The sequence below is a fragment of the Lewinella sp. IMCC34191 genome, assembly GCF_003390935.1.
Taxonomy (GTDB): Bacteria; Bacteroidota; Bacteroidia; order Chitinophagales; family Saprospiraceae; genus Neolewinella.
Map to the genome: position 1 here is coordinate 341,906 of NZ_QNQZ01000004.1, position 25,180 is coordinate 367,085.

General features: G+C 57.6%; 20 protein-coding genes. 7 read left to right on the forward strand and 13 right to left on the reverse strand.

Annotation, left to right across the window (positions count from 1 at the left end; all coding sequences use genetic code 11):
* Window positions 1–111: 111 nt before the first annotated feature.
* The 9 genes from DRW39_RS22895 to DRW39_RS10610 form a co-directional block, all read right to left on the reverse strand.
* The gene (locus DRW39_RS22895) at window positions 112–624 is read right to left on the reverse strand and encodes a peptide-methionine (S)-S-oxide reductase (protein ID WP_116106999.1); all 513 of its coding nucleotides are present in this window, start codon (window positions 622–624) and stop codon (window positions 112–114) included.
* A 7-nt stretch (window positions 625–631) separates the two neighbouring features.
* Window positions 632–1,372 carry a hypothetical protein gene (locus tag DRW39_RS10575; protein WP_116107000.1) on the reverse strand — a complete coding sequence of 247 codons (741 nt, stop codon included), beginning with the start codon at window positions 1,370–1,372 and terminating at the stop codon, window positions 632–634.
* 329 nt (window positions 1,373–1,701) lie between these two features.
* Entirely contained in the window at window positions 1,702–2,208 is a 507-nt protein-coding gene (locus tag DRW39_RS10580) for a pyridoxamine 5'-phosphate oxidase family protein (protein ID WP_116107001.1), read from the reverse strand.
* 68 nt (window positions 2,209–2,276) lie between these two features.
* On the reverse strand, window positions 2,277–3,281 hold the full coding sequence (locus DRW39_RS10585; RefSeq protein ID WP_116107002.1) for a DUF3089 domain-containing protein: 1,005 nt from the start codon (window positions 3,279–3,281) through the stop codon (window positions 2,277–2,279).
* 175 nt (window positions 3,282–3,456) lie between these two features.
* Window positions 3,457–4,689, reverse strand: a complete 1,233-nt coding sequence (gene kynU, locus DRW39_RS10590) for a kynureninase (RefSeq protein ID WP_116107003.1) — start codon at window positions 4,687–4,689, stop codon at window positions 3,457–3,459.
* 2 nt (window positions 4,690–4,691) lie between these two features.
* On the reverse strand, window positions 4,692–5,930 hold the full coding sequence (locus tag DRW39_RS10595) for an FAD-dependent oxidoreductase (RefSeq protein ID WP_116107004.1): 1,239 nt from the start codon (window positions 5,928–5,930) through the stop codon (window positions 4,692–4,694).
* A 51-nt stretch (window positions 5,931–5,981) separates the two neighbouring features.
* Entirely contained in the window at window positions 5,982–6,752 is a 771-nt protein-coding gene (locus tag DRW39_RS10600) for a glycosyltransferase family 2 protein (protein WP_116107005.1), read from the reverse strand.
* A complete protein-coding gene (cysQ, locus tag DRW39_RS10605; protein WP_116107006.1) occupies window positions 6,752–7,543 on the reverse strand; it encodes a 3'(2'),5'-bisphosphate nucleotidase CysQ in 792 nt (263 codons plus the stop codon). The genes DRW39_RS10600 and cysQ overlap by 1 nt, the downstream gene beginning before the upstream one ends.
* A 166-nt stretch (window positions 7,544–7,709) precedes the next feature.
* The gene (locus DRW39_RS10610) at window positions 7,710–8,555 is read right to left on the reverse strand and encodes an alpha/beta hydrolase (protein WP_116107007.1); all 846 of its coding nucleotides are present in this window, start codon (window positions 8,553–8,555) and stop codon (window positions 7,710–7,712) included.
* 39 nt (window positions 8,556–8,594) lie between these two features.
* On the opposite strand from DRW39_RS10610, the gene DRW39_RS10615 reads away from it, so the two are divergent.
* Together DRW39_RS10615 and DRW39_RS10620 are read left to right on the forward strand one after the other, a co-directional pair.
* Window positions 8,595–9,317 carry an alpha/beta hydrolase-fold protein gene (locus DRW39_RS10615; protein ID WP_232830123.1) on the forward strand — a complete coding sequence of 241 codons (723 nt, stop codon included), beginning with the start codon at window positions 8,595–8,597 and terminating at the stop codon, window positions 9,315–9,317.
* Between the two features lie 535 nt (window positions 9,318–9,852).
* Complete coding sequence (locus tag DRW39_RS10620; RefSeq protein WP_116107008.1) at window positions 9,853–10,416, forward strand: DinB family protein; 564 nt, start codon at window positions 9,853–9,855, stop codon at window positions 10,414–10,416.
* 33 nt (window positions 10,417–10,449) lie between these two features.
* Here the strand turns inward: DRW39_RS10620 and DRW39_RS10625 are convergent, their stop codons facing one another.
* On the reverse strand, window positions 10,450–11,238 hold the full coding sequence (locus DRW39_RS10625) for an S-adenosyl-l-methionine hydroxide adenosyltransferase family protein (RefSeq protein WP_116107009.1): 789 nt from the start codon (window positions 11,236–11,238) through the stop codon (window positions 10,450–10,452).
* A 150-nt stretch (window positions 11,239–11,388) separates the two neighbouring features.
* Here DRW39_RS10625 and DRW39_RS10630 point away from each other — a divergent pair, with 150 nt between their 5' ends.
* Window positions 11,389–12,429 carry a hypothetical protein gene (locus DRW39_RS10630; protein ID WP_116107010.1) on the forward strand — a complete coding sequence of 347 codons (1,041 nt, stop codon included), beginning with the start codon at window positions 11,389–11,391 and terminating at the stop codon, window positions 12,427–12,429.
* 55 nt (window positions 12,430–12,484) lie between these two features.
* On the opposite strand, the gene DRW39_RS10635 is transcribed toward DRW39_RS10630, so the two are convergent.
* Both DRW39_RS10635 and DRW39_RS10640 read right to left on the reverse strand, forming a co-directional pair.
* Window positions 12,485–14,086: a T9SS type A sorting domain-containing protein gene (locus DRW39_RS10635; protein ID WP_116107011.1), complete on the reverse strand. Its 1,602-nt coding sequence runs from the start codon at window positions 14,084–14,086 to the stop codon at window positions 12,485–12,487.
* Window positions 14,087–14,119: 33 nt separating this feature from the next.
* Window positions 14,120–16,921: a TonB-dependent receptor gene (locus tag DRW39_RS10640; RefSeq protein WP_116107012.1), complete on the reverse strand. Its 2,802-nt coding sequence runs from the start codon at window positions 16,919–16,921 to the stop codon at window positions 14,120–14,122.
* Window positions 16,922–17,308: 387 nt separating this feature from the next.
* Between DRW39_RS10640 and DRW39_RS10645 the strand changes: the two genes are divergently transcribed.
* Complete coding sequence (locus DRW39_RS10645) at window positions 17,309–18,067, forward strand: isoprenyl transferase (RefSeq protein ID WP_116107013.1); 759 nt, start codon at window positions 17,309–17,311, stop codon at window positions 18,065–18,067.
* A 58-nt stretch (window positions 18,068–18,125) separates the two neighbouring features.
* Complete coding sequence (gene bamA / locus DRW39_RS10650) at window positions 18,126–20,669, forward strand: outer membrane protein assembly factor BamA (protein ID WP_116107014.1); 2,544 nt, start codon at window positions 18,126–18,128, stop codon at window positions 20,667–20,669.
* Window positions 20,670–20,928: 259 nt separating this feature from the next.
* On the opposite strand, the gene hppD is transcribed toward bamA, so the two are convergent.
* Window positions 20,929–22,056, reverse strand: a complete 1,128-nt coding sequence (gene hppD, locus DRW39_RS10655; RefSeq protein ID WP_116107015.1) for a 4-hydroxyphenylpyruvate dioxygenase — start codon at window positions 22,054–22,056, stop codon at window positions 20,929–20,931.
* Window positions 22,057–22,668: 612 nt separating this feature from the next.
* On the opposite strand from hppD, the gene recO reads away from it, so the two are divergent.
* Complete coding sequence (gene recO / locus DRW39_RS10660; RefSeq protein ID WP_116107016.1) at window positions 22,669–23,403, forward strand: DNA repair protein RecO; 735 nt, start codon at window positions 22,669–22,671, stop codon at window positions 23,401–23,403.
* 15 nt (window positions 23,404–23,418) lie between these two features.
* A complete protein-coding gene (gene lnt / locus DRW39_RS10665; protein ID WP_116107017.1) occupies window positions 23,419–25,179 on the forward strand; it encodes an apolipoprotein N-acyltransferase in 1,761 nt (586 codons plus the stop codon).
* Window position 25,180: the final 1 nt, after the last annotated feature.

Below are 25,180 nucleotides of genomic sequence, written 5' to 3' on the forward strand. Positions count from 1 at the left end.
CGGATTAGGAATAACAGAGAGTAAGTATAGTGCGCCGGCCGCAGCCGAACAACACGATGATGGATTCAACGGGGTTTTAACCGCAGGATTGGGGGCCTTATTGCTTTCCGGCTAAAAAAAGGTCGGCTGGCTGGCCCGTAGCCGCTCGATTTTCGGAGTGATGTATCTCCGGCAAAACGGACGCTCCGGATCGCTGCGGTAATAGTCCCGGTGCTCGGGTAATGAAGGAGTGAAAGTGCGGAAGGGAAGTGTCTTGGTCAATAGTGGTTGATCGGGTACACGACCAAACTTACTAAGAATTTGTTCACTTTCTCGCCTTTGCTCTTCACTAAAGTAATACACCGCAGACCGGTACTTCCCCCTAAGCGGATGTGAATTTGTCGCACTATGTGTCTGCAAATGGACGCTTATGAGTGTCTCAAGCCTAATTTTCTGTGGATTAAAGTGCACAATCACCGCCTCAGACGGTGCCCCGAACGGCGGATCGGCGGCTATCCAGCCTTGCTCTACCCGCTCTACGCCATCCAGACCTACGAAGACACCCTCCGTACACCAATGGCACCCGCCCCCAAGACCTATGCGCGTAATCTCAATCACCTCCGCTAACACACAGGGGTTTTGCATGGATTAATCAGGCCGCGGCTTTTTCCCGGCTCGCCCATATCAACTGCTTCCCCTGCCGCTCGATGGACGTGGTCGACCGGCCGAAGATGGTCGCCAGTCGCTCCAGATCATTGGTATAACACATCGCCTCGATCAATAAGGCCTTTTCTGCCTTTGTCCACGGCTCGAAAGCCCGGGGTAGCCGTTCCCGCGCACGGGCCATGTACGCCGGCAGTTTACTCCCGGCTTTCCTGAGGCCCAACTCATCCACCTCCCGCTTCAGGTCAGTTGCCTTTCCTTCATCGAGTTTATCAAAGGAGCCGGTGATGAAGAAATCGATCGCCTTCCAGTCGGACATGGTAGATTCGAGGGTCTCGGCATCGGGCCGGTCCCTCGGCTGGCTATTAGCTTCCAATTTGTCCAGCTCGGCCACGATTGCCCGTTGACTCAGTAACCCGCGGTACTGCTTATAGGCCATCAAGCCCCGCAGTCGCGGGTCGGCGATACTCCGGCTCCCCGTCAACACCTTAGCTAATTGCAGGGGCGTAGGTTCGTAACCTAACTCCCGTAAGTCGCTGATGGTATCCGCAATCTCCTGCCGGTCCAGTATGCGCACCCGCCCAAGTTGCAACCGGCGAACCAGCCGGCTCATTTCCGCTCGTATGGGTGCTTCGCGCAGGCAGCTGTCGCTATCTACCCGCTCTCCGGTGAAGGGATGGATACATTGGGAGAGGCGATCCAGGTAATTAATGAGGTTGTCCCGTGTCATAGTCGTTTGGTTTAGTGAAACACGTCGTTTATCACCACCAAACTTCCGGCCGGCCTCCCTCAATAATCGTCAAGTAAAGGTTTACTTGCGTATATACTCGTTTAAAAACGGATACACACGCTTAGCCCTAACCTCCCTTCGATTCCCGGTCGTGGTATAAGCGCACCGTCGGTTGTATCAGCTCACCAACGCTACATGTACGTAGTAGCGCCGAGATAAGCATCGCCAAGAACAAGAGTCAATACACCAGCATCTGGATCAGTCAAAAAGGCACTCCGATTACAAATAGCACGGCTAGCCGAACCAATCGTAAATCGTAAATCGTAAATCTAAACCCGCAACTCGCCCTGCACGCCGTCATCCATAGTCTTCCCCGTCACGACGGAAGCAGCCATTTTAGCAAAGGCTACCACCTTACCGTGTTGGGTATCCCAGTAATAACCTTCCTTCGGCGTAAAGCGAATCAAACTTAGGTTCGGATCAGTAGGTCCTTCCTGGAACCATACCTTGACCATCGGCGACCAAAGTTCCTCGGCCTTCTGCCGGTCGTACATCACTACCGCGTCACCGTAGAGGCTGAGGTATTCCTCATTTTGCTCGCTGCTATAGATGAGCTGCGCTTCCGGTTCACGCTGTAGATCGGCGTTGCGGTCGCTATCCTTAGCGCTGAAGAACCAAATGGTCCCGTCATCTTCAACACTTTGCGTGGCCATCGGGGCACTGCTGAAGGGGCGGCCACCTAGATTGCTACAGAACATACACGTGCGTGTATCGTCCGTCAACTGCTTAATCTTGTCGATGGATTCCCGGCTAAATAGATTTTCCGTCTTTCCCATGGTTTTTCCTTTCCGAACGCCGGCCGGGCACGGGCTGTTCGGGGCGGCGGGGCGCAGGTAGAAAGTTGCTACTGGGCCGGGGGCCGCTTTGAAGCGAGATACCTTGCCACCCGGACCCGCGCATTCTCCCGGACGTTCATCCAAAAGAAATTATAGTCCGCGACGTGGTAGTTCTTGGTCCGGAAGAAAATATCACCGAAAAAGCTGGGCTTATTGGTATACAAAGCAGCGCCGCGTATTTCCGCCCATACGAGTTCGGGTATCGGCCCGGCCGCATAGTTCAGCAATATTCCTCCCTCATTTAGCGACGCAGGGGCCTTCCCCGTAGCCGTCGTCCAAGTTAATGGGTTCACCACCGCTACGGCGGGATCATCTTGCCCCGGCCCGGGTTCGAAATCTTCGCGGTAGGTTCGCCAGGTCACGAAGCAGCCGGTTTGATCGGGCGCGTTACAAACGGGAATATCACGGTACGCCGCCCGCTCGATGGGCATACCGATCAGGTACGCCGCGACGAGCTTTTCCCGCAGAGGCGTGCCCTCGAAGCGGTCGTGCAAAAGCCGTTCGGCGTGTAGGGTACCCTGACTGTGCGCAGCCAGGATGATGGGCCTGCCGTTGTTCTGGTACTTGAGAAAATGGTCGAAGGCTGCCAGCACGTCTTGATACGCCGTATCCAGCGCGATGGCCTTTACCGCGGCGCCTTCATCGTAGAAGACACTCAGATGGGCCTGACGGTAGCGGGGGGCATAGACCTTGCCCGCGCCGTTAAAAATACTGGCCTGGTTGAGGATGGTGGACTCGTCCACCGCCTTGTTCAGCTTTTGGTCGCTTAGCGACGCGTTCCACAAGTCGTTATCCTTCCGGGTATCCCGGTAGATGGTCGGATGAATGAAGAAAACGTCGGCCGCCGCCTGGTACTGTCGGTCTTGCAGACTATCGGCAGGGACGCGATCGGCGTAATCGTCCATCCCGGGCAGGGCGGCCCAGTTAACAGTAAGGGTGTAGTCGGGTGCGGGGGGAGCGGGAAATGAATTCCCGTCGGGTAGATCCGGAACGGAAGCGCAGCCATTCAGCAAAAGCAGAAGGAAGCTAGAGCCCCGGAGGGAAGCAATTATTGCTTTACGGTGGAGTCGCCAGTCAAATAGACGCCAATAAGCGCCAAGACGGCTAGGAGTAGTATAGTCATGTGTTTGTCTGTGTCTTGATTGCCTAATGTAACCGAAAATTTTCAAAGAAGTTCTGATTTATCCGTTAACGGGTGCCGATGACGGACCCCAACAATTCGCCTACACGGGTGACTTCCGCTAAGGTATTATAGAGCGGGGCGGGGGCCAAACGCAGTACGCCACCGCCACTGCCATCCAGGTTATCCTGGCGGTAATCGCAGATCAATCCCCGCTCAGATAGCCGCTTTTCCAGGTCCGGACGGTGCCCCGGCAGATAGACGGAAATCTGCGCCCCCCGATCGGCAGCCGTCGCCGGAGTGAGGATTCGGATCCCGGGAAGGGCATCCAGAATTCGGTACAATTCCCCCGTCAGTAATTCACTCTGTTGTCGTACAGCTTCCATTCCGCCCGCCCGGGCAAACAGCGGCAAACTCGCCATTAATGGTGCCAACCCCAGTACGGGTGCCGTAGACACCTGCCAGCCGGCGGCGCCGTACTCCGGCTTGAATTCGGGTTTCATATCGAAGCGGTCGCTCTGGCGATGACCCCACCAGCCGGCCAGGCGGGGCAATTGCTCGTCGGCCGCGTGTCGCTCATGAACGAACAACCCACCCGGAGCCCCCGGCCCCCCGTTCAGGTATTTGTAGTTACACCAGACGGCAAAATCACACTGCCACGCATGCAGTTGCAGGGGAACGTTCCCTACCGCGTGGGCCAGATCGATACCGACCCGCGCCCCTACCCGCCGACCGGCATCGGTAATGGCCTCCAAGTCAAAGTACTGCCCCGTATAGTACTGAACGCCGCTCCACAGGACGAGCGCCAGTTCGTCTCCGGCTTCCTCGATGGCGGTAACGATATCTTCCGTCCGGATGGTCGCCTCTCCCGACCGGGGGGCTACCTCGATCAGGTTATCGGCGACGTCCAGTCCGTGAAATTGTAGCTGCGCCCGCACGGCATGTTGGTCGCTCGGAAAAGCACCACTTTCCATGATGATCTTTTTCCTGCGCTCCGTCGGCCGAAAAAAAGAAGCCATGAGCAGGTGAAGATTGACCGTCAGGGCATTGCACGCCACCACCTCGGCGGGCTCCGCCCCGACGATGGCGGAAAGATCCTCCTGCAACCGCCGGTGGTAGCTCAGCCAGCCGCCCTCGTCACCACCCCACCAGCCTTCCACGCCGCGCTCTTTCCAGAGCCGCAGTTCGCGGTCCAGTTGGTCGGCTACCCCCTTCGGTTGCAGGCCCAGGCTATTGCCGCAGAAGTATACCGCCGGCTCCCCATTGGGTCCCGCGGGCAGGTGAAATTCATTTCTCAGCATCTTCAGGTGCGTAGTGCGCCCTCCGCCGCCAGGCGACCGCTGCGCATGGCGGCGTCCAGGGAGCCGTTTAGTTGTTGGTCGCCGGCCAGAAAGACGCGGTCGATGAGGCGGGTCTGCGTGGCATCAGAGGTGTAGGCTACCTCCTCCAGACGCGGCAGAGCGCGGGGAATGTCGTACTGCTTGAGGAAGCTCAGGGCGTCGTTCGGCAGGCGCGTATGGCGCAGCAGATCCTGCTCCGCCTGGGCCACCGAGTCCGTATCCGGGCATGCTTTGAGACTGACGCTGATCAACGAGCCGCCCTGATTATTCAGCTTATAGGTCGGGGCCACCTCATCGATCACGCAGAAGGTATTGATCGTGCTGGTCGGATCCACCACCAGGTTAATCAGGCGGTTCTCCTTGAGCCGCCGGGTGCTGTAGAAATACAGGTTCGTGGTGAATTTGTATTCCACACCGCTGCCCGCCATTTGCGGGAAGAAGGAATGCGGCGCGCAGGCCACGACGATCGCCCGGGCGGAAATCCGGCTGTCATCATCCAGAACCACCTCTCCCCCATCGATCCGCTTGACGCTGACGCCGGTACGAATCTCGGTCCGGTTGAGCTTTCCGGCCAGCTGCCCAGCCACCGCCTGGATGCCCTCCGCGGGAAGCACGGCACTTCCCTGGGCGAACATCTTGAGCACGAAACGGAACATAGCCGCCGGAGTCTCGAGTTTCTGTTCGAGGAAGACCCCACCGAAAAAGGGCCGGAAGAAACGCTCCACGATCTGCTCGCTGAAGCCGTACTTCCAGATGAAGTCGATGGTAGTCTGCTGGGTGTAGCCCCGGAAGCACTCCTCGGGGCTTATCCGCATCAGCTTCAGCCCCAGCTGCGCCAGCCGGATCTTATCGTTCAGGGTGCCGACGGGTGAGAGGGCGGAGCGGAATAACTGCGCGGGTTCCCGCAGCGGATCGGCAAAGCGGAAGTGCTGCTGCCGCATATGGACGTGTCCGCCCGGGCGGAAGCTACTCGCCCCCAACGCCTCCAGGTCCAGGTAGCGTTTAACCTCCGGATATTCGGAAAGTAAAACCTGGAAACCCCGGTCGAGCCGAAAACCGTCAACCACGTCGGTACGCAAGCGGCCGCCGATTTCGTCTTCCCGTTCGAGTAGCAGGGGGGCGTGCCCGGCCGCCTCGAGCGTCAGCGCGGCAACGAGTCCGGCGGCGCCCCCTCCAACGATCACGAACTTTTCTTGTGTCAAAACGGGGTATTTGAAACTACAAAGATGAGAAAAGCTCCGCGAGCGGGCCGTTCATGCCCGCGTATTTTGCCGCTCGGCCAGTAAAAAAGCGTACCGGAGGAATACGCCGTAAGCCACGACGTAACAAATTATCAATCCCTCCCGGCCGTCCCGGAACCCTCCCTTCAGCACGTACTGGCTAAAAAAGCGGAATCCCGGTTTGATCAGCAAATGAAACCAGGTGACGCGGGGCGTACGTTCGGCGGTATCCTGCGCCTTCCAACGGGCGTAGCGCCGTGTCTTATCGAGGAAGTGATCCATATGCTTGAAGGTGTAGTGCTCCAGCCTACCCGACAGTTCTCCCACGCGCAAACCATCCAGCCGGATTTCCTCGTGTACCTGCCGGTCGTTATACCGTGCGCGGTCACGGTGAAAAAACCGGACCACCCGGTCGTTCCGCCAGCCGCTGTACCGGATCCGCCGCCCCATGAAATAATTGTTGCGGCGGATCCAGTAGGCATCCTGTAAATCGGGCGCGCGTAGCAGATCGTCAATCTCTCGGCGCAGCTCCGGCGTCACGATCTCGTCCGCATCGAGCAAAAGAATCCATTCGTGCCGGGCCCGGCCGATGGCCCAGTTCTTCTGGTCGGCGGGCCCGCTGTATGCTCGCTGCACGAGCTGCACATCCGTTCGGGCGGCAAGTAGTTCCGCGGTACCGTCGGTGCTGTAGCTGTCTACGATCTGCAGGTCGTCACTCCATCCGGCCACACTGGCCAGCGATCGTTCGATAATGTCCGTCTCATTGAACGTCGTATAAATGATGGATAACGGCCGCGGCTCCATCAGCAGGACAACTGCCCCTCGCTCACGGCTCCGTACGCGACAAAGTGCGGATTGCGCAGTACCTCTTTGTTGTAGACCAGCTCTTTTCCCGTCTCATCGTCCACGATGCGGCCACCCGCTTCCAGCAGAATGGCGTGGGCGGCGGCCGTGTCCCACTCCATTGTCGGGGCCAGGCGGGGGTAAAGGTGAGCGGCTCCCTTGGCGAGCTCCACGATCTTCAGCGAGCTACCGCGGCTGACGATCTCGGGGTTGGTCAGCTTATCCATGAAGGCCTGCGTCTCGTCGTTCAGGTGACTCCGGCTAGCAACCACTTTCAAACCCGGATCCTGCATGGTAAAGGTGGCGGCCTTCACCTTGCCTTCCCCGTCCTGGAAAGCGCCCTGGCCTTCGGCGGAGTAGTACAGGTCATCGGGTACCGGCACGTACACCGCGCCCAGCACCGGCCGGCCGTTCTCAATTAATGCGATGTTGACGGTGAACTCTCCGTTCCGCTTGATGAATTCCTTCGTACCGTCGAGAGGGTCCACCAGCCAGAAGCGCGTATACTGCTCCCGCTCGGTATAGGGAATATCCTTCCCCTCCTCCGAAACGATCGGCGCCTTCAGCTTCAGTTCCTTCAGTCCGGCCACGATTACCTCGTTGGCTGCCCGGTCGGCCTTCGTCAGCGGACTATCATCCGATTTCTGCTCCACGCCAAAATCATCGGATTCGTAAATCTTCAGGATTTCGGCTCCGGCCCGGCGGGTAATTTGCCCTACTTCACGGGCGAGTTCCAAATAATTTATTTCCATGGCGCGAAGGTACAACGGACAAGGGGTAAAGGAGAGAAGGGGCTAGGGGGTTAAGGGGTTAAGGGGTTAAGGGGCTAAGGGGTTAAGGACTGGCGGCACTACGAGCGAAGCGAGCAGGGCCACCCTTTACCCCTTCCAACCGTATCCCCTTTACCCCTTCCAACCTTTACCCCTTCTCCTTAACAGCCCACTCCAAAAACTCCCCCACCACCTTGCCCCAGGTCTCGGGGTCGTGGGTACCGCCTTCCACTTCCACGTAGACCATGTCTTCGCCGGCCCGTAATCCTTTTTCCTGGAGGAGAGCCATGAGTTGGAGGGTATCGTCGATGCTGTCGATGACGCCGTTTTGGTTCCGGTCTTCGGTTTCGTCGGCGGTGCCGGCCATGAACCAGAAGCGGTTGGGAATGGGCTTGCGTTGCCGCAGGACGTTATCGTGCAGGATACGGTTGGCGTCCGGCAATTTGGGGTTGTACTTCTTGCTGCGGTACCAGAGCGAGCCGCTGAAGATGCCGGCGGTCTTAAAGACCTGTGGGTGGTGCCAGGCGGTATCGAAGGCCGATAATCCGCCCAGACTGAAGCCGGCAATGACGCGCCGTTCGGCGCTGTGGTAGATGTTGTTGTGGTCCTTCAGCCAGGGCAGTAACTCTTCGATGAGGAAGCGTTGGTAGGCGGCGGCGGCCTCGCCGTTGCCCGCGTGGTCGCGCTTGCCGGCCGTCCCGAACTCCCGCATCCGGTTGCCGGCATGTACGCCGACGACCAGCGTGGGGGGGAGGCGTTTTTCCCGGTACATTTCCTTCAGGCGGTTGCCCAGTTCCATCCGCTTCAGGTCCTGCCCGTCGTTGAAAATGACCAGGGAAAGGAGTCGCCAGGGCGGTACGGCGGGCCGGTATACCGTGATCAGTACCTCCCGGTCGAGGTGTACGCTGGGCATGACGTAATCCCGGCGCAGCAATCGCTTTCGCCGCGAAAACAGGCTGCCCGCAATCTGCCGTAAATAGTTGACCGGTTTCACGCACCAAAGGTAGGCGTATTACGGCGGTTTACTACCTTGATGCCCCTGACCATTACTTACATGCGCGAAACCTACACCGAGTTCTACAGCCACCACCTCGGGCACAGTATCCAAATGCTCACTTTCGGTACCCACGGCTACCCGGTGGTCATCTTTCCCACTACGCTGGGTAGCTACTACGAAGCCAAGGACCGCGGCATGATCGAGTCCGTCCGTTGGTTCGTCGAGCGCGGATTCATTCAGGTGTTCTGCCCCGACAGCATCAATAACGCCAGCTGGTACGCCAATATTCATCCCCGTCACCGGCTGGAGCGGCACGTGCAGTACGACAAGTTCCTGGCCGACGAATTCGTCCCACAGATCCGCTGGAACACCGGTATGGGACGCATTGCCTGCGCCGGCATCAGCTTCGGCGGCTTCAGTGCCACCAACTTCGCCTTCCGCCACCCGGAAATGGTCAGCCACCTCTTCAATATGAGCGGCGCCTTCGATATCAAACCCTTCCTCCGCGGCTACTACGACGACAACGCCTACTTCAACAACCCCACCGACTTCATCGAAGGCGCCAGCAATCCGCACCTCTGGAATATGAAGATCGTCCTCGGGACCAGCAACTGGGACATCTGCCTCGATGCCAATCTCAAGTTCAGCGAAAAGCTCCGCCGCAAGGGCATCGACCACTGGCTCGACGTCCGCGGCGACATTGAGCACGACTGGCCGCTGTGGCTGGAAATGTTCCCCCACTACGTCAGTCTTATTTAAGGACTGAATTTTTGAAGGACTGGATTAGTGAATAGCTACCGCACGGGGCAGCTCGCCTGCGGCTCGTGGTGCGCATTCCAGTGGCGGCAGACGAGCGAAGCGAGCATCCCCGCACCATTCAGTCCTTCATTACCTTTAGAGTAGTGAATCGCCACGTATCATTTTCATGGTAGCATAGATGGGTCATCTTGAATCCATGGGCAATATCAGCTACCAAGCTGTGCAGCGGTTCGCCATCTGTGATATTCAATTGGTATGCGGAAAAATCCGTGCTGAATCTGTGCAGGAATCTGCGAAATCTGTGCTCAGCACCCCGCCGCAGGCGCACGAGCGAAGCGAGCATCCTTGCCAAATTCAGTCCTTCAGTCCTTCACTCATTCGCTAATTCACCCTTTCTCCAGACCCGCAGGCGCACGAGCGAAGCGAGTATCCCCGCCAAATTCAGTCTTTCACTCATTCACTAATTCAACCACTGACCAAGGGCGTCGAAGCGCAGGAGAAAAGTAAATTGCAACCGACCAGCCCAACCAAGCCCATGGATCTCGGACAGGAACTCTTCGTCAGCTACCGGAAGCAGTTTGCGTATTACCGCACCCTGGGCCAACGAGCGATGGATCAACTCACCTTTGACGAACTCCGCGCGGACGACCAGGCCGGCAGCAACAGCATCGCCGTAATCGTCAAACACCTGTCCGGAAATATGAAAAGCCGGTGGACGGAGTTTTTGACCACGGATGGCGAAAAGCCCTGGCGCGACCGGGAAGCGGAGTTCATCGACGACTTCGCCGACCGTGCGGCCCTGCAGGGGGCCTGGAACGAGGGGTGGACAGTTGTGGAGAATGCCATCGTGGGGCTTCAAGCCGAGCAGCTGACCGCCATCGTCTACATTCGCAACGAAGGACACACCGTGGCCGAGGCTATCAACCGGCAGCTGGCGCACTACAGTTACCACATCGGCCAGATCGTACTGCTCGCCAAGCAAATTCGGGGAGAAAACTGGATCTCCTTATCCATACCCCGGGGAGATTCGGCTCGCTACAACGCGGAAAAATTTGGTCGGGAGAAACAACGAAAACACTTCACGGACGACTGGGTATAAGGAAGGATCCGAAAGCGAGCGACACCGGGGGGATCAACTGACGCTAAAAAATTCGATTTGCACCGTATCCTCCACCGCAATGCTCAGGAGGGTGGCGGCCCGGCCCAGATTGACCGCGATCTCCAGGTAGCCGTCCGAGTCGAAACGGCACAGCGCCTCCCCCTCCGGCACGTCGTGGTAGCCGAAGCTCAGTCCGTCGAGGGGAGGCATGCGCTTGACGAGGAGCTGAAAGCCCCTTCCCTCTCCCACCTCCTCGAATATTCGGCGACTGATGTTCGTGGTCACGTTATCGAATCGGTCGATAAAGACCACCGCCCCCCGGATGTAGTTTGGTCCGATCACCGGCTGGAAGGCCAGCCGCTCCGTGTACCGGGTGGAGGGTACGCCGATCTCGTGAAATGGCCGGCGGTGGGTGAGGTGGCCAACCGCCCGGGCGTAAATCTCACTCAGCGGCGTCTCCGCCTGGTAGCCGTCCAGCACGAAGGTCTTCTCCGGAATCTCTCCAAAGACGAGCGAGAATATTCCATTGTCCGGAGCGATGAAATAGTGCCCTTCGTGGTAGGCGGCCAGGAAGCGCCCCTTGGGCTGGTAGTAATCGTACACCCGCAACAGGTGGATGCTCCCCTTGGGAAAATGCCGCCACACCTTATTGAATACGAAGGCCGCGGTGACGATATCGTAGGGCGGAATCTCATGGCTGATATCCACGATGGACAACCCGGCTTGCGCGCTCAGTAGCCGAGCCTTCAGGCGCGGAAGATGAAAATCGGCCCGACCGAAGTCGGTAGTCAAAGTAAGGACGGGCAGGGAGGGTGAGGCCACGTATTAAATATTTTTACAAAGTAAGCGTAGGGGGCGTAAATGTTCGTTCACCAACCAATCGCGGACGCCCAGCTACAGGTCTGAACATCATATACCCGTAGGCCGGTTATGGATCGTGGGCTATTATCAGACTATACCTCCTTCTAAAATATGCTTCGACGCGCTGGCTACTTCTCCTTGTTCTTACTATTCGGGACGCTTCCCCTATTCGGACAAATCGAGTTAGAGCAAGGAAACATAGAAGCCCTCACGGATGACATGCCCGTATGGTCACGCCCCGGCGTCCGTTTTCGTAGCCAGAGCCGCGGGCTCAGCGTCCGCTACGAAACCCAGCCGGAATTTTACTGGGACGGGGGCAATGCGATCGGTGGCGGCAAACAACATGTCACCCACCTCGAGCAGTTCACCTTCAAATTCAAGATTCCTTTACTGAATAAGCCCCGCGTCAAGATGCTGCTGGGTTACGAGTGGGATACGGAGAAATACTTCTTCAACGACCCCTACGAAGGCTACGAGAACGAGCAGACCCTGTTTCAGTTGCTCGACGAACGGCGGCTCAAGGCCAACAAGCTATCGGCCTACTTCACCTATAGCTTCGACGATCGCTTTTACCTGTCCAGCCGGGTGCGCATGTCGCTGAACGGTGACTACCAGGGCCTGATCGATTTCGGCAGTCTTTACCGTACCTACAGTGCCGCCCTCATTTACGGCAAGAAGGTGAGTCTGGACGAAGAATGGGCCGTCGGCGTCACCTACAGCAACAACAAAGCCCGCCAGATCGCGCTTCCCTTCTTTGTTTACAACAAGACCTTCAACGACCACTGGGGCATCCAGACCGCCCTGCCTGGACAGGCCTACGTCCGCCGCAACGTGGGTGAACGCCTGCTGAATAATTTCCTGCTCGGCGCCACCTTCGACAGCAAATACTACGCCCTCAATACCGACGGTCGCGGCTTCGAGGAGCTGCAGCAATACTTCCTGCGCAACAATGGCGTGCGCGCGATGCTACAGTACGAGCACAACTTCGCGCCCTGGGTCTGGGCCTTCGCCCAGGGCGGCGTCTTCATCCCCTGGCAGACCCGCTTTAACCCCGCCGACGACATCGACCTGGACCTGGAAACGAGCCCGGGGAGCCGGCCTTTCGTGCGGGTGGGGATCTTTTTGGCGCCGCCGAAGGATCTGATTAAATAGCAAAGACCCCGCCGGCGGGTGCCGGCGGGGTCTTCGTACTGCTTTACCGGAAAATCTAGTTGAAAAATACTTTCCGTGCGGTAATTCCCTTATCTACTCTGACCCGAACAACGTATTGCCCTCTTGGCAGCGTGCCCCGGTCGAGGCGATAATTTGTCTGGTCAATTCCTGCGACGTAAACTACCCGTTGTCCAGTGATGGAATACACGGCTACGTCACGAATGAGGTGCTCGTCGGCGGTGGTCAGGGTCACGTAATCCGCGGCGGGATTCGGAGCCAGTGCCAATTGTACCGCATCGGCTTGCAGCAACTCCTCTACGTCCGTGATGCTGGGGGCACAAGCCAGATCAAGCGCCTCGCAGGCGTGCGGAAGAAAGAAAGCCATTGTGGTATCGATGTAGGCCATTCCTTTTGCCTGACTCATATCGGGATTCGTGCGCAAGCTGTTCTGGTACAGCTCATCGGAATCGTAAGAAGTCCCCTGGCTACTGTTGACGGCTGCAACCAGCGCATCGAGCTGAGCTTTGTTGGTCCAGTCCCAAGGTCCTGCTTGCAAACCGGGTAGAATGAAGGGATACATATTATCGCGGCTCAAGGGTAGCATCTCACCTTGGTAGTCAATCGTTACGTTCTTTAGTTGGGCGTTTCTTGTTGCAACGAAAGTCGCTAGTTGACCGAATACGGAAGAATTGACTTGACTGGGGTCGTTCGCGGGTGCCATTGCGTCGTTCTGCCCCGTTTCGTTGGCCTCCCTTACCGCGATGTTCGTCCCGCTGACGTTAACCACGAAGGCCTGGCCGACCGGCACGATCACCGGACCGTTGCCAAACGGAGCGAAAGGATCGGAAACCACATGCAAACCGATTAGCGCAGGTTCGGTTTCTTTTCCTTCTATCCAGGTCGTATCCCCCAGTGCACCTCCCATGTTGACACCCAGCTGGAAGGTTGAGGTATAGCCAGGATAGTTCACGGTATTGAGGGGTGCTTCGGTAAGCCCCTGCGGATCGCCGCTTAGAGCTTCGTCCACGTATATGTTACCCGTTGACGAATTAATCCACTTATCCTCACGCAGCTCTTCGTAGCGATCCAGGTAGGCGGCGGTATGGACATTGTAGCCGCCTGTTCCCAATCCCCATACCACAAGCTTGGTCGTATCAACGCCATAGGGATTTTCGTCTTCCGCTACGGTCTTTTTGATCCAGCGAATGGCATTATGCGTATCCTGACCGCCCCGGTAAGCAGCATTCAGAAGGGTACCGGTCCGAGTATTCTGGTCGCCGGCGGGGTTCCATCCGGCACGGTAGGTGGCTGCGAAAACTACGTAGCCGCGCGCGGCCAGACGTTTGGCGATATTCACGACCGCACTGTCACTACGGCTACCCGTAATGCCGCCACTGATTAGGGGCGGCACGAAACTGCCAGTGTGCATCAAGATTACCGCTGGACGACTGTCGGTGGTATCTTCGGAGGGAGCGTACACGTCGGTAAGCAGATCTACGGGTTGCGGTTCGCCGGTCAGGACGCTGATGTTATTCCCGTAAACGACGTCTGTCGTTATCTCCACATCGAAATCCGCGTCCACGTAGCGCAGTTGCGCTTGTGCGGATACAGCCGCAAGCACGGCCACCGCAAGGGTTAGGGTAAAATTTTTAATCATATTAGGTCGAGTTGAATTAAAGGGTATAAGCAATTACCGTTTTTGCCAATTGTAAGTGGCGGAAACGTAGGCCAGGCGGCCTATTCTGGGACCGCCATAAACCTGGAAAACTTCGTTGTTGAGAATATTTGACGCGCCCAGTTTTAACGTAGTATTGATCGGCTGAATGGTAAAGTTGAACTGCGCGTCTAACAGACCGTAGCTTTCAATGAGTCCTGTGAACTGAGGAGAACCTTCAAACAGGTAACCGTCAATCCATTTATACGTGATGTTGAACCCGAAGTCTTCGATCGAGGAGCCAATTTTGAGTGGAACATTACGTCCGGAAACTCCCACGTTGTATTTGTGTTCCGGCGTATTGAACGCCGGTATGATCGGGTCCTCCGTAGCGGTGTTTAGGCGGTTCCAGCTATAATTTGAGTTAAATACGAAATAGGAGCCGAAATAATAGTTTGCCCCGAGGCTAAAGCCCTGCGTCGTCACTCGATCGGTTGCATTGGCTGATACCCGGTAGGCCTGTGCGCTGTTCGGCAGATTGGTTACCGGATCGAAGGTAGCTTCTACCCCCAGATTGTAGCCGATAAAATCCCGGTAGAAACTGTAATAGTAGGTAGCGTCCAAATAGAGCTTCTCGAATACCGTACTCCGCACGCCTGCCTCCAGTGTACGTACGCGTTCCGGACGGATGGGGGTGATGTCGAATCGCTCTAATCGGTCGAGATCCTGGCTATTAATGGCTTCCCGGAGGCTTTCCACGGTAATTAAGTTCTCGAATCCATCTAGATTACCAATAAGAATAGCCCTTCCGACATTGTAGAATAGGTATTGGTCCGAAAGAGTAGGATTTCGAATCGCGCTGCTGAAGCTTGCCCGAAAGGTAGTCTGTTCATTTGGCGTGTATACCGCAGAAGCAGCCGGGCTCAGCAGTAGATCGAAATTTTGGTTCTTATCTGCCCGTAAGCTGCCACTGATCCGGTAGCGATTATTGATGGTGTAGGTGCCGCCGCCGTAGGCTCCCGCTTCCCAGTTCGTGATCGTTCGGCCCATAGTATCGAGTAGTATCGTGCCTTTACTATTCGGTGTATACAATCGACCGTTCGCGCCGACTGTGACGGATAAGCTATTAGTGCTGCCCTCGCCAAGCAGGTTAGGAAATTGCTTCTCCCCGTGCAGGTGGTAGAGCGCTGACTTATCGTAAAATCGCGTCCCGCCTTCCGTAGGCAATCGACCGGTAATTTCGGCGAAGGCTTCCTGGAATCGCTCGGTTCCTGGTTCAAAAAAATCCTGCGTATTGAAAAAATCGGTACCGGTATTTGCGTAAGCCTGCGCTTCCTCACTACCCTCCACTAAAATATCACGGACCTCTGGTTGCGCGAAGAACTCCGAGCGGGCTGTTCTAAGGCCTTCTGGGTCGCCGATATAGTCGATGCCCCGTGGGTAGTCGTCGCGGCCGGTAAAGCGCGGCTGCACGTTACTCTGCCAATAGTTCAGGTAAGGCGATTGCCAGCGCGCCAGTGGCGCCGCCCGGTCCTGCAGGCGAAGGGCGGTGAAATAGGGATCGTAACTCTCTCCCGCATTCTCGTGGGTGACGTAGCCCCGCAAGAAGAAATTATCGCGGTTCCTAATCTCCAGGCGGTGTTGGTAAAACTCAATGCCTCGCAGACTAAAGCGATTATCTCCCTGGTATACAGTTGTACCGGTGCTGTAGTTGGTTGCGAGAATGACTTCCGTGCTCTCTAAAGTTCGCGCCGGATTAAGCCGAAAATGGATAGCGGCGCCGGCCTTCAGGTTTTCGCTGTCGTAATCTACCAAATCAATTTCGGCGTAGCCACGGCGGTGGACAATACCGATGCCGGGCACGTTACTCTCTCGAAAATCAAGGGAAGTAGTATACTCGTCTCCGTAAATATTGACGGCGTCATACCCCCCAGGGTTATCCTCCGCAGCAGGACTATCGTAAACTGCATCATAGTTATCCGCCACCCAATCGTCCGCGCGGAAGCCAAAAAGATTCAGCTTGTAGGCAAACCAGGGTTGTCCCTCGTCATTATTGATGGCCTGCGCCCAGCGCACCCCTCCCTCAATCAGATTCCGCTCCGCCACCTTGATCTGGGCCGAAAGGCCCTGCTGAAGAAAAGGATCCTTCGTTTCAATCGCAATCACCCCGTTAAAGGCATTCGGTCCGTAAAAAGCGGAAGAGGCCCCCACCACCAAATTCACCCGGTTCACGTCCAGCTCGGAAGCGCCCAGGAAGTTGCCCAGACTGAAGTTCAGGCCCGGGCTCTGATTATCCACCCCGTCGATTATCTGCAAAGAACGCACCGGGTTGGTACTGTTGAAGCCGCGGGTATTGACGATCTTGAAGCCGAGACTGGCCGCCGTAAGGTCGACGTCTTTCAGGCTACCCAAGCCGTCGTAAAAATTGGCGGCCGCGGTTTCCTTGATGGCTATGGCGTCCAGGGTTTCTACGGTCAAAGCCGCCTGCTGCTGTTTTTCACTGATGCGGCGCCCGCGTACTTCCACCACCTCCGTGGTTACCGCGTCGTCGCCCAGTCGTATGGTTAGATCCTGATCGACGTCGGTCACTTCTACTTCCGTGGGCGCATAGCCCAGGTAAGAAAATTGCAGGATAATGGGCAGGCCACTTACCGTCAGTTCCCAGCTTCCATCGATATCCGTCACCGTTCCCGTCGTGCTTCCCTTCACGAGCACACTGGCACCGATGAGCGGATCCCCATTGTTCGCATCCAGGATTTCTCCTTGCAGATTGGTCTGGGCCGACAAACTCCCGAAAATAGTCAGGCAGGCGACGGTAATAAAGGTGGTGAGCCGCATATATAAGGTTAGCGCGATAGTCTCGCTGCACAATCGAAGGTAAAAAACCGTAAGATCTACGGAATAGCGGTGCAATTTAGTGAAATTTCGCTGCCGACCTTTTATTTAACTAATTTTCGTCGGCGGAGCACAGGAGAAACTGGCGGTAAACATCGGAGAAGTCCTCCGCTATAACACCCATCCGATGACCTCGCCTACCCCTTACCCGGACGGCGAAGCCAGCCAGTCTACCCCATTAAGGCACCGACAGCCGACCAGCGGGAGCTACTACCGTACTACTCCGGATGGCGAAGCCAACCGACTCCATACCTACCGTACGAATTTCAACCAGCGGGAGCGACTACCCACTTCCGTACTAAAAATCCGTACCTTCGCGCGTCCGTTACTATGCAGGAGCTCAAGGAACGTATTGATAAGGATCGCCTACCCCACCACGTGGGCGTTATTATGGACGGCAACGGTCGCTGGGCCAAAGGCAAGGGCAAACCCCGCGTCTTCGGTCACCACAGTGCCGTTGAGGCCGTACGCGCCACCGTCGAGTCCTGCGCCGAATTGGGCGTTGGCTACCTCACTCTCTATGCTTTCAGCACGGAAAACTGGAGTCGCCCGGAGATGGAAGTTGGTGCACTCATGCAGCTGCTGGTCGACACGATCGGCAACGAAATGGAGATGATGCTCGACAACGGCATCCGCCTGGCTACCATCGGCGACACCGCCGGGCTTCCCGAAGCAACCCAGCAGGCTCTGCGCTTCGGTATCGAGCAAACCGCCAGCGGAGAGGGGATGACCCTTATTCTGGCACTCAATTACAGTGGCAAATGGGATCTGGCCCGGGCCGCCCACCAACTGGCCACGGAGGTCAGTGCCGGACGCCTGGACCCGGAAGCCGTCGACGAGGGCACGCTGAGCTCCCGCCTCAGCACCCACGCCTACCCCGATCCGGAACTGATCATTCGCACGAGCGGCGAACACCGGCTGAGTAACTTTTTCCTTTGGCAAGCCGCTTACGCCGAGTTCTACTTTAGTCCTGTCTTCTGGCCGGAGTTTCGCAAACCCGATCTCTACGCCGCCATCGTCGATTTCCAGCAACGGGAAAGACGTTTCGGTAAAACCAGCGAACAACTCAAGCAGCCGACCAACCACTGAGTGTTGGCACCCATCCTTACCCCGATGGCCGGTCTCCGATCCGGCAAACCGATATAGCATGAGATTTAGCTTTTTACTTTTCTTCCTCGCTTTCGGCTGTCTGACGACCTTGACCGCACAGACCGATTCCCTGGATATCCCCGTCTACGATTACTCCGACCCCCAAGAGTATGAGATCGGCGGCATCAAGATCGAAGGCGCATACTTCGCGGAGGAGAACGCCATCATCGGTGTGACCGGTCTGAGCGTAGGCCAGGATATCCGGATCCCCGGGCCGGACATTCCCCGCGCCATCAAGAACCTCTGGCGTCTGCGGCTTTTCACCAACGTTTCCATCGAAGAGGAAAAGACCATCGGTGACGTCATCTTCCTCATCGTCCGCGTGGAGGAACGCCCCCGCTTCTTACGGCATAGCTTTACCGGTGCCAAGCAGGGCCGGCACGATGACCTCAACGAAGAGGTCAACAAATACATCGTTCGCGGCGGTATCGTCACCGAGGATGCCAAAGTCAACGCCGCCGAGGCCATTCGCGGATACTACGTTGAAAAGGGATATCTGGATGCCACCGTTTCCGTCGAAGAAATCCCCGATACCAGCCGCGCCAACTCCGTTCGCCTGCTCTTCGACATCAAGCGCAACGACCGCGTGAAGATTTCCGAGATTAACATCATCGGCAACGATGCCGTTAAGGAGCGGAAGCTGCAGAAGCAAATGAAGGAAACGAACGAGAAGCGGAAGCTTTTCAAGAGTTCCAAGTTCCAGCCCGAGCTATACGAAGAGGATAAAGACGCCATGATCGCGTACTACAATACGCTCGGTTATCGTGATGCCCGCGTACTCAGCGATAGCGTATACCGCGACGATAATGACCGATTGGTCATCGACATCCGGATCAACGAAGGCAATCAGTATTACTTCCGGGATATTACCTGGAAGGGCAACTCCATCTACGACGACGAAACCCTGGCCCGCGTACTGGGCGTCGAGCGCGGAGACGTTTACAACGAGGAGGAACTACAAACCCGCCTGAGCTTCAGCCAGGACAATGCCGACGTGTCTTCGCTCTACATGGACAACGGCTACCTGTTCTTCAACGTGGACCCCATCGAGGTGGCGATTGACGGCGACTCGATCGACCTGGAAATGCGCATCTTCGAAGGACCGCAAGCTACCATCGACAAGGTAGTCATCAACGGCAACGATCGCACCCACGAGCACGTCATCCGCCGGGAGCTTTTCACCCGCCCGGGACAAAAATTCAGCCGCTCCGACATCATCCGCTCCCAGCGGCAGATCATCGGCCTTGGCTACTTTAACCAGGAAACGCTGGGCATCGAAACCCCCGTCAACCCCGACCGTGGTACGGTAGACATTATCTACACCGTAGAAGAAAAACCCAGCGACCAGCTGGAACTCAGCGCCGGTTGGGGCGGACGCCGCGGCGTCATCGGCACGCTGGGGGTGACGTTCAACAACTTCAGTCTCCGCAATCTCTTTAACCGCGAAGCCTGGCATCCCCTGCCGCAGGGTGACGGACAGCGCCTGTCGCTACGCGCACAGACCAACGGTAAGTTCTACCAGAGCTACAACGCCAGCCTGACCGAGCCCTGGCTGGGGGGTAAACGGCCTACCTCGCTTTCGGTGTCCGCCTTCTACAACAAGTATGACTTCGGTACCGAATCCCTACCCCGTAAGCTGATCATTCAGCAGGCCGCCGTGAGCCTGGGCACCCGCCTTCGCTGGCCCGACGATAACTTCGTCTTCCGGACCGGCATCAACCTCCAGACGTTGACCCTTAATAACTGGGGCGAACTCTTCACCACCGATCGGAACGAACAGGTCACCACCGGTAACTATAACAACTTCAGTTTCCAGTTCTCCCTATCGCGCAATACCGCGACCGACCCGATCTATCCCAAGCAGGGATCCAACATCGAGCTATCGCTACAGGCTACGCCGCCCTACCGCAAGCTCGGGATCCGGGATAATCCCAACCTGCTGGAGGAGGTAGAGGAACGCTTCCGCTACGTGGAATACCACAAGTGGCGCCTGAATGCCGAGTGGTACACCCCGCTGTCGAGCGACCAAAAACTCGTGCTCAAAACGCAGGCCAAAATCGGCTACCTCGGAAGTTACGACGACGCGGTAGGCGTGAGCCCCTTTGAACGCTTCCAGCTCGGTGGCGATGGCGTCAACAACCAGCAATTCGCCTTCGCCGGCGTGGATATCATCAGCCTTCGGGGTTACGAAATCGAAGACCTGCCGAACAACTTCATCACTACCCCTACGGGCGGGTCACGGAAGATCGCCACGCCTATCTTCAGCAAATACACGGTAGAATTACGCTACCCACTAAGCTTAAACCCCTCCAGTACCATCTTCGTGTTGGCCTTCGCACAGGGTGGTAATGCCTGGCGTACCGCTCGCGACTTCAATCCCTTCGACCTGAAGCGCAGCGTAGGACTAGGCGCTCGTGTCTTCCTACCCATGTTCGGTACGCTCGGTTTCGACTGGGGTTACGGCTTCGACAAGAACCCTGACCTCACCGAAAACGGCAACCTCAGCACCTTTAACATCATCCTGGGCTTCGAACCGGAGTAAGCGCTCGCTGCGGTCGCGGTATATCTCCCTGCGGTCGTAGTAGAGGGCTACGCCGGTAAAGAGCCTGCACTTCGCTTGACGGCAGAGCTACCTGCGGTCGCGGCCGTCCCTATCAGAACGAAAGTGCCTACCTGGTAGCTTCTACCGTGAGCGAAGCGAACTCTACCGCAAGTGCGAAGCACGACCCTCTACCGCGAGCGAAGCGAGCTCTACAGCGCAGTGCGAAGCACCAGCTCTATAGCGAGCAAAGCGAGCTCCACTAAAGCGTTCCCCGCAACTCCTGCTCGCGCTCAATAGCCTCAAACAACGCCTTAAAGTTCCCCTTACCGAAACTGGTAGCGCCCTTCCGCTGGATGATCTCGTAAAAGACCGTCGGACGGCTACCAATCGGGCGGGTAAAGATCTGGAGCAGGTAACCCTCATCGTCGCGATCCACGAGGATACCGAGTTCCCGGAGCGGTTCGATAGACTCATCGATCTCCCCTACCCGATCCAGCAGCGTATCGTAGTAGGTATCGGGTACGCGCAGGAATTCGACGCCGCGATTGCGAAGCTGCGTCACTGTGTCAACGACATCGTCCGTCGCAACGGCAATGTGCTGGATTCCTGGTCCGCCGTGAAATTCCAGGTACTCTTCGATCTGCGACTTCTTGAGGCCGGGAGCCGGCTCATTGATCGGAAATTTGATGCGGCCGTTGCCGTTCGACATCACCTTGCTCATCAGGGCGGTGTACTTGGTGCTGATGTCCTTATCGTCAAAGCTGATGAGCTGTTTGAAGCCCAGTACGTTGGCGTACCAGTCCACCCATTTATTCATCTGGCCTTCGTCGACGTTGGCGACCATATGGTCCACGTACTTCAGACCGACGGGGCCGGGTCGGTACTCCGGTTCCCAGGCCACGAAGCCGGGTAGAAACACGCCGTCGTAGGCCGAGCGCTCGACGAATAAGTGTACGGTATCGCCGTAGCTCTTCACGGCGGAGCGAACGACATGCCCCTGATCGTCCTTCTCCTCTTTTGGCTCGAAGTAGGATTCCGCTCCCCGCTCGATGGCAGTAGCGAAAGCCGCCCGCGAATCGTCTACCCACAGCGCTACGGTACGCACCGTATCCCCGTGTCGATCGATCAATTTACCAATATCGGTGCCGGGCTTCAGTGGCGTGGTCAGCACCAAACGGATTTTGTCCTGTATTAAAACGTAAGATTCTCGGTCCTTGACACCCGTGCTCAAACCGGAATACGCCAGCGGCTGAAAGCCCATCGCGGTCTGGTAAAAGTGCGCCGACTGCCGGGCATTACCGACCAGCATTTCGACGTAATCCGTTCCGTTCATCGGAAAAGCGTCGGTAGAAACTTGGTGAGAAGTGTGCGGGGCGGTCTGGGTCATGATCGTAAAATTTTAATTGCTTTGACAACTATTGCTAACGCAAATTTAGGCCGACCGGTTGTGGCCACCAAATGGCGGCTTGTTAAGGTAGGGAAACCGGGGCTGGGTTGCCTGGACCCGTGCTCCCCTACCCGAGGCGGTGCTTCGATCGGCTAGGTCCTCCCCTCGCAACCGTAATTAACCCCGCCGCCGTCATCCCGGGTCGAGGACCTCCAGGTCCGAGCGCACCCGAGCGAAGCAAGGGAAAAAAGGAAGCAGCACTGCGCTTCCCGGTACAGTCGGACCGGAGGTCCCCCCCGCAACCGTAATCAACCCCGCCACCACCATCCCGGGTCGAGGACCTCCAGGTCCGAGCCTACCCGAGCGAAGCAAGGGGTAAAAGGAAGCCGCGCGATCCTTCCCGGCACAGTCGGACCGGAGGTCCTCCCCCCGCAACCGTAATTAACCCCGCCACCACCATCCCGGGTCGAGGACCTCCAGGTCCGAGCGCACCCGAGCGAAGCAAGGGGAAAGACGTATACCCCCACCTTTCCTTTCTAAATCGGCCCCGAACCCCGCTGCCCGGCCGCCCTTCGTACCTTGTACGCCGTCCTGCAAACATCGGCCTTTCAAATGCTCCTCAAAACCCGTGGCATCATCTTCCGCTCCGTCAAATACGGAGAGTCCTCCCTCATCCTGGAGGTGTACACCGAAGAGCGGGGAATACGGAAGTACATCGTCAGTGGCGTACGCAAGGCCCGCAGCAGCACCCCGGCGAGTAAGCTGCAGCTCATGAATCTCGTCGAGCTGATCGCCTACGAACGCCCGGGGAAGGATATGACCCGCATCAAGGAAGTGCGCCCCTCCCTCATTTACACCCGCATCCCCTTTGAGGTGGAACGCGGTACCATTGGCCTGTTCATGCTGGAAGTGGCCCGCAACAGCATCCGGGAATCGGAAGAAAACCCCTCCCTCTTCGAGTTTCTCCACGAAGCATTTGCTTACCTCGATACGACCACCGGCCCTACGGTCAATATCCACCTGCACTTCCTACTCGAGCTCACCGCTCACCTCGGCTTTTTACCATCCGGCGATTTCTCGGAAGCTACGCCCATTTTCGATCTGAAGGAAGGACAATTCATCACCGGCTTCCCCGGCCACACCGAGTACCTCGACGAACGGCGCAGCGCCCTGATGTACCGACTCCTCCACGCCGACCGCGAAGAACTCGCCACCATCACCACCACGCGCGACGAACGCGGCGGCCTGCTCACCGATCTGCTCCGCTACTACCGCTACCACATCGAGGGGATGCGGGAGATCAACTCGCTGCCCATCCTCCGCCAGGTCATGGCCGGTAAGCAATGATCTATCTTTGCGGCCATGCGATCCCGCACACTTTACGCCTCCGCTAGCCTGATCGTCGCCGGTTTCCTGGCATACCGCATGTATGCCCTCGCGCTACAGGAGGAACTCTGGGGATACATCCCGCTCTTTTTTTACCTCACCCTGTGGGCCGGGGTCAGCCTGCTGGTCGTCCAGGACGCCGCACCCGCAACCCGGCGGCGCTTCGGATGGTCCACGGCCGCCGGTGTCCTGCTGGGCGTCGGTTTTCCGGGCTACCTCCCCTTTCCCTTTTTGCTGCTCATCGCGTGGGTGCCCCTCTTCCTCGTGCAGCGGGAGGCAACCCGCACCCGCACCGTCTTCTGGCACGGCTTCAACGCCTTCCTGCTCTATAATATCCTGGCCACCTTCTGGGTCACGAACACTGCCTTCTTCGCCGGCCTCTTCGCCGTGGTGGTCAATAGTTTGCTGATGTGCGTTCCCTGGCTGCTCTTTCACTGGACGAGCCGGATGTCCCCCCGCGTCAGCTACCTGGCCCTGATCGCTTTTTGGCTCTCCTTCGAGCACTTCCACTATAACTGGGAGCTCAACTGGCCCTGGTTGACGCTCGGCAACGGCTTCGCCCAGTTCCCCTCGCTGGTGCAGTGGTACGAACTCACCGGCGTACTCGGGGGCAGTGCCTGGATCCTGGCCGTCAACTGGCTGGTCATGCGCTTTTATCTGGCTTCACGGCCGCGCAGATTTCCCCTGTACCTCACGCTCGCCCTCATTATCCCGATGGCCGGCTCGCTGTTGCGCTACGCCACCTACACGCCACCGCCGGGCGATACCATTCGCGTCAGCGCCATCCAGCCGAACTTCGAACCCCACTACGAGAAGTTTCGGTCCGACGGGCAAAGCCAGTTGGATATCTTTCTGAATTTGAGTCGCACCGCCCTTGCCGCGTCGGATGGTCCGGTGGACTATCTCGTGTATCCGGAAACGAGCTTTTCACAAATAGACGAGTCCAGTCCGCTGCTTTCTCCTGCGCTCGCCGCCCTACAAAACGAATTGCCCGCCGATAAGCTCCGCTACCTGGTCACGGGTTATGCCGGCTACCACCTCTTCGGTCCGGAGGAGCCGTACTCTGAGGCGGTCCGCTTCTATCCGGCCCGCGACGGCGGTGAGATGGCCGTGGAACGACTCAACGGAGCCATACAGATCGACCTGGAAACGGACGACTTTCAGACCTACCGCAAGGGAGTTTTCGTGCCCGGCGCCGAAAGCTTTCCCTTTCGCAACGTGCTTTTCTTCCTGGAGCCCCTGGTCAACAGTCTCGGCGGAAGCGTAGCCGGCTACGGCACCCAAACGGAGCGGACGCCCCTCGTAGGGGAACGGGCCGCGGTGGCCCCGGTGATCTGCTACGAGAGCGTCTTCGGCGAATACTTTACCGGCTACGTGCGGGCGGGCGCGCAGGCCGCATTCGTGATGACCAACGACGGCTGGTGGGACAATACCGCCGGCCACCGGCAGCACCTCTGGATCGCGAGCCTGCGGGCCATCGAAACGCGCCGGCCGATCATGCGGTCCGCCAACCTCGGAGCCTGCGCCTTCATCGACCAGCGCGGCCACATCGACAGCCGCACCTACTACGACCAGCGCGGCTATCTGAACGGGACGATGCAGCTCAACGACGCCGTCACGCCATACGTCCGCTTCGGCGACCTCACCGCCCGCGTCGCCATGCTGCTGGCCGCCATGGCCCTGCTTTCGAACCTCTCCCGTACGCTAAGGCGCCGCGCTGGATCGTTGCAGGACTGAT

Coding starts and splice junctions, on each gene's coding strand:
- DRW39_RS22895 (WP_116106999.1), bottom strand. CDS start 624: ATGCAAAACCCCTGTGTGTTAGCGGAGGTGATTGAGATTACGCGCATA.
- DRW39_RS10575 (WP_116107000.1), bottom strand. CDS start 1,372: ATGACACGGGACAACCTCATTAATTACCTGGATCGCCTCTCCCAATGT.
- DRW39_RS10580 (WP_116107001.1), bottom strand. CDS start 2,208: ATGGGAAAGACGGAAAATCTATTTAGCCGGGAATCCATCGACAAGATT.
- kynU (WP_116107003.1), bottom strand. CDS start 4,689: ATGCTGAGAAATGAATTTCACCTGCCCGCGGGACCCAATGGGGAGCCG.
- DRW39_RS10600 (WP_116107005.1), bottom strand. CDS start 6,752: ATGGAGCCGCGGCCGTTATCCATCATTTATACGACGTTCAATGAGACG.
- cysQ (WP_116107006.1), bottom strand. CDS start 7,543: ATGGAAATAAATTATTTGGAACTCGCCCGTGAAGTAGGGCAAATTACC.
- DRW39_RS10615 (WP_232830123.1), top strand. CDS start 8,595: ATGCCCCTGACCATTACTTACATGCGCGAAACCTACACCGAGTTCTAC.
- DRW39_RS10620 (WP_116107008.1), top strand. CDS start 9,853: ATGGATCTCGGACAGGAACTCTTCGTCAGCTACCGGAAGCAGTTTGCG.
- DRW39_RS10630 (WP_116107010.1), top strand. CDS start 11,389: ATGCTTCGACGCGCTGGCTACTTCTCCTTGTTCTTACTATTCGGGACG.
- DRW39_RS10635 (WP_116107011.1), bottom strand. CDS start 14,086: ATGATTAAAAATTTTACCCTAACCCTTGCGGTGGCCGTGCTTGCGGCT.
- DRW39_RS10640 (WP_116107012.1), bottom strand. CDS start 16,921: ATGCGGCTCACCACCTTTATTACCGTCGCCTGCCTGACTATTTTCGGG.
- DRW39_RS10645 (WP_116107013.1), top strand. CDS start 17,309: ATGCAGGAGCTCAAGGAACGTATTGATAAGGATCGCCTACCCCACCAC.
- bamA (WP_116107014.1), top strand. CDS start 18,126: ATGAGATTTAGCTTTTTACTTTTCTTCCTCGCTTTCGGCTGTCTGACG.
- hppD (WP_116107015.1), bottom strand. CDS start 22,056: ATGACCCAGACCGCCCCGCACACTTCTCACCAAGTTTCTACCGACGCT.
- recO (WP_116107016.1), top strand. CDS start 22,669: ATGCTCCTCAAAACCCGTGGCATCATCTTCCGCTCCGTCAAATACGGA.
- lnt (WP_116107017.1), top strand. CDS start 23,419: ATGCGATCCCGCACACTTTACGCCTCCGCTAGCCTGATCGTCGCCGGT.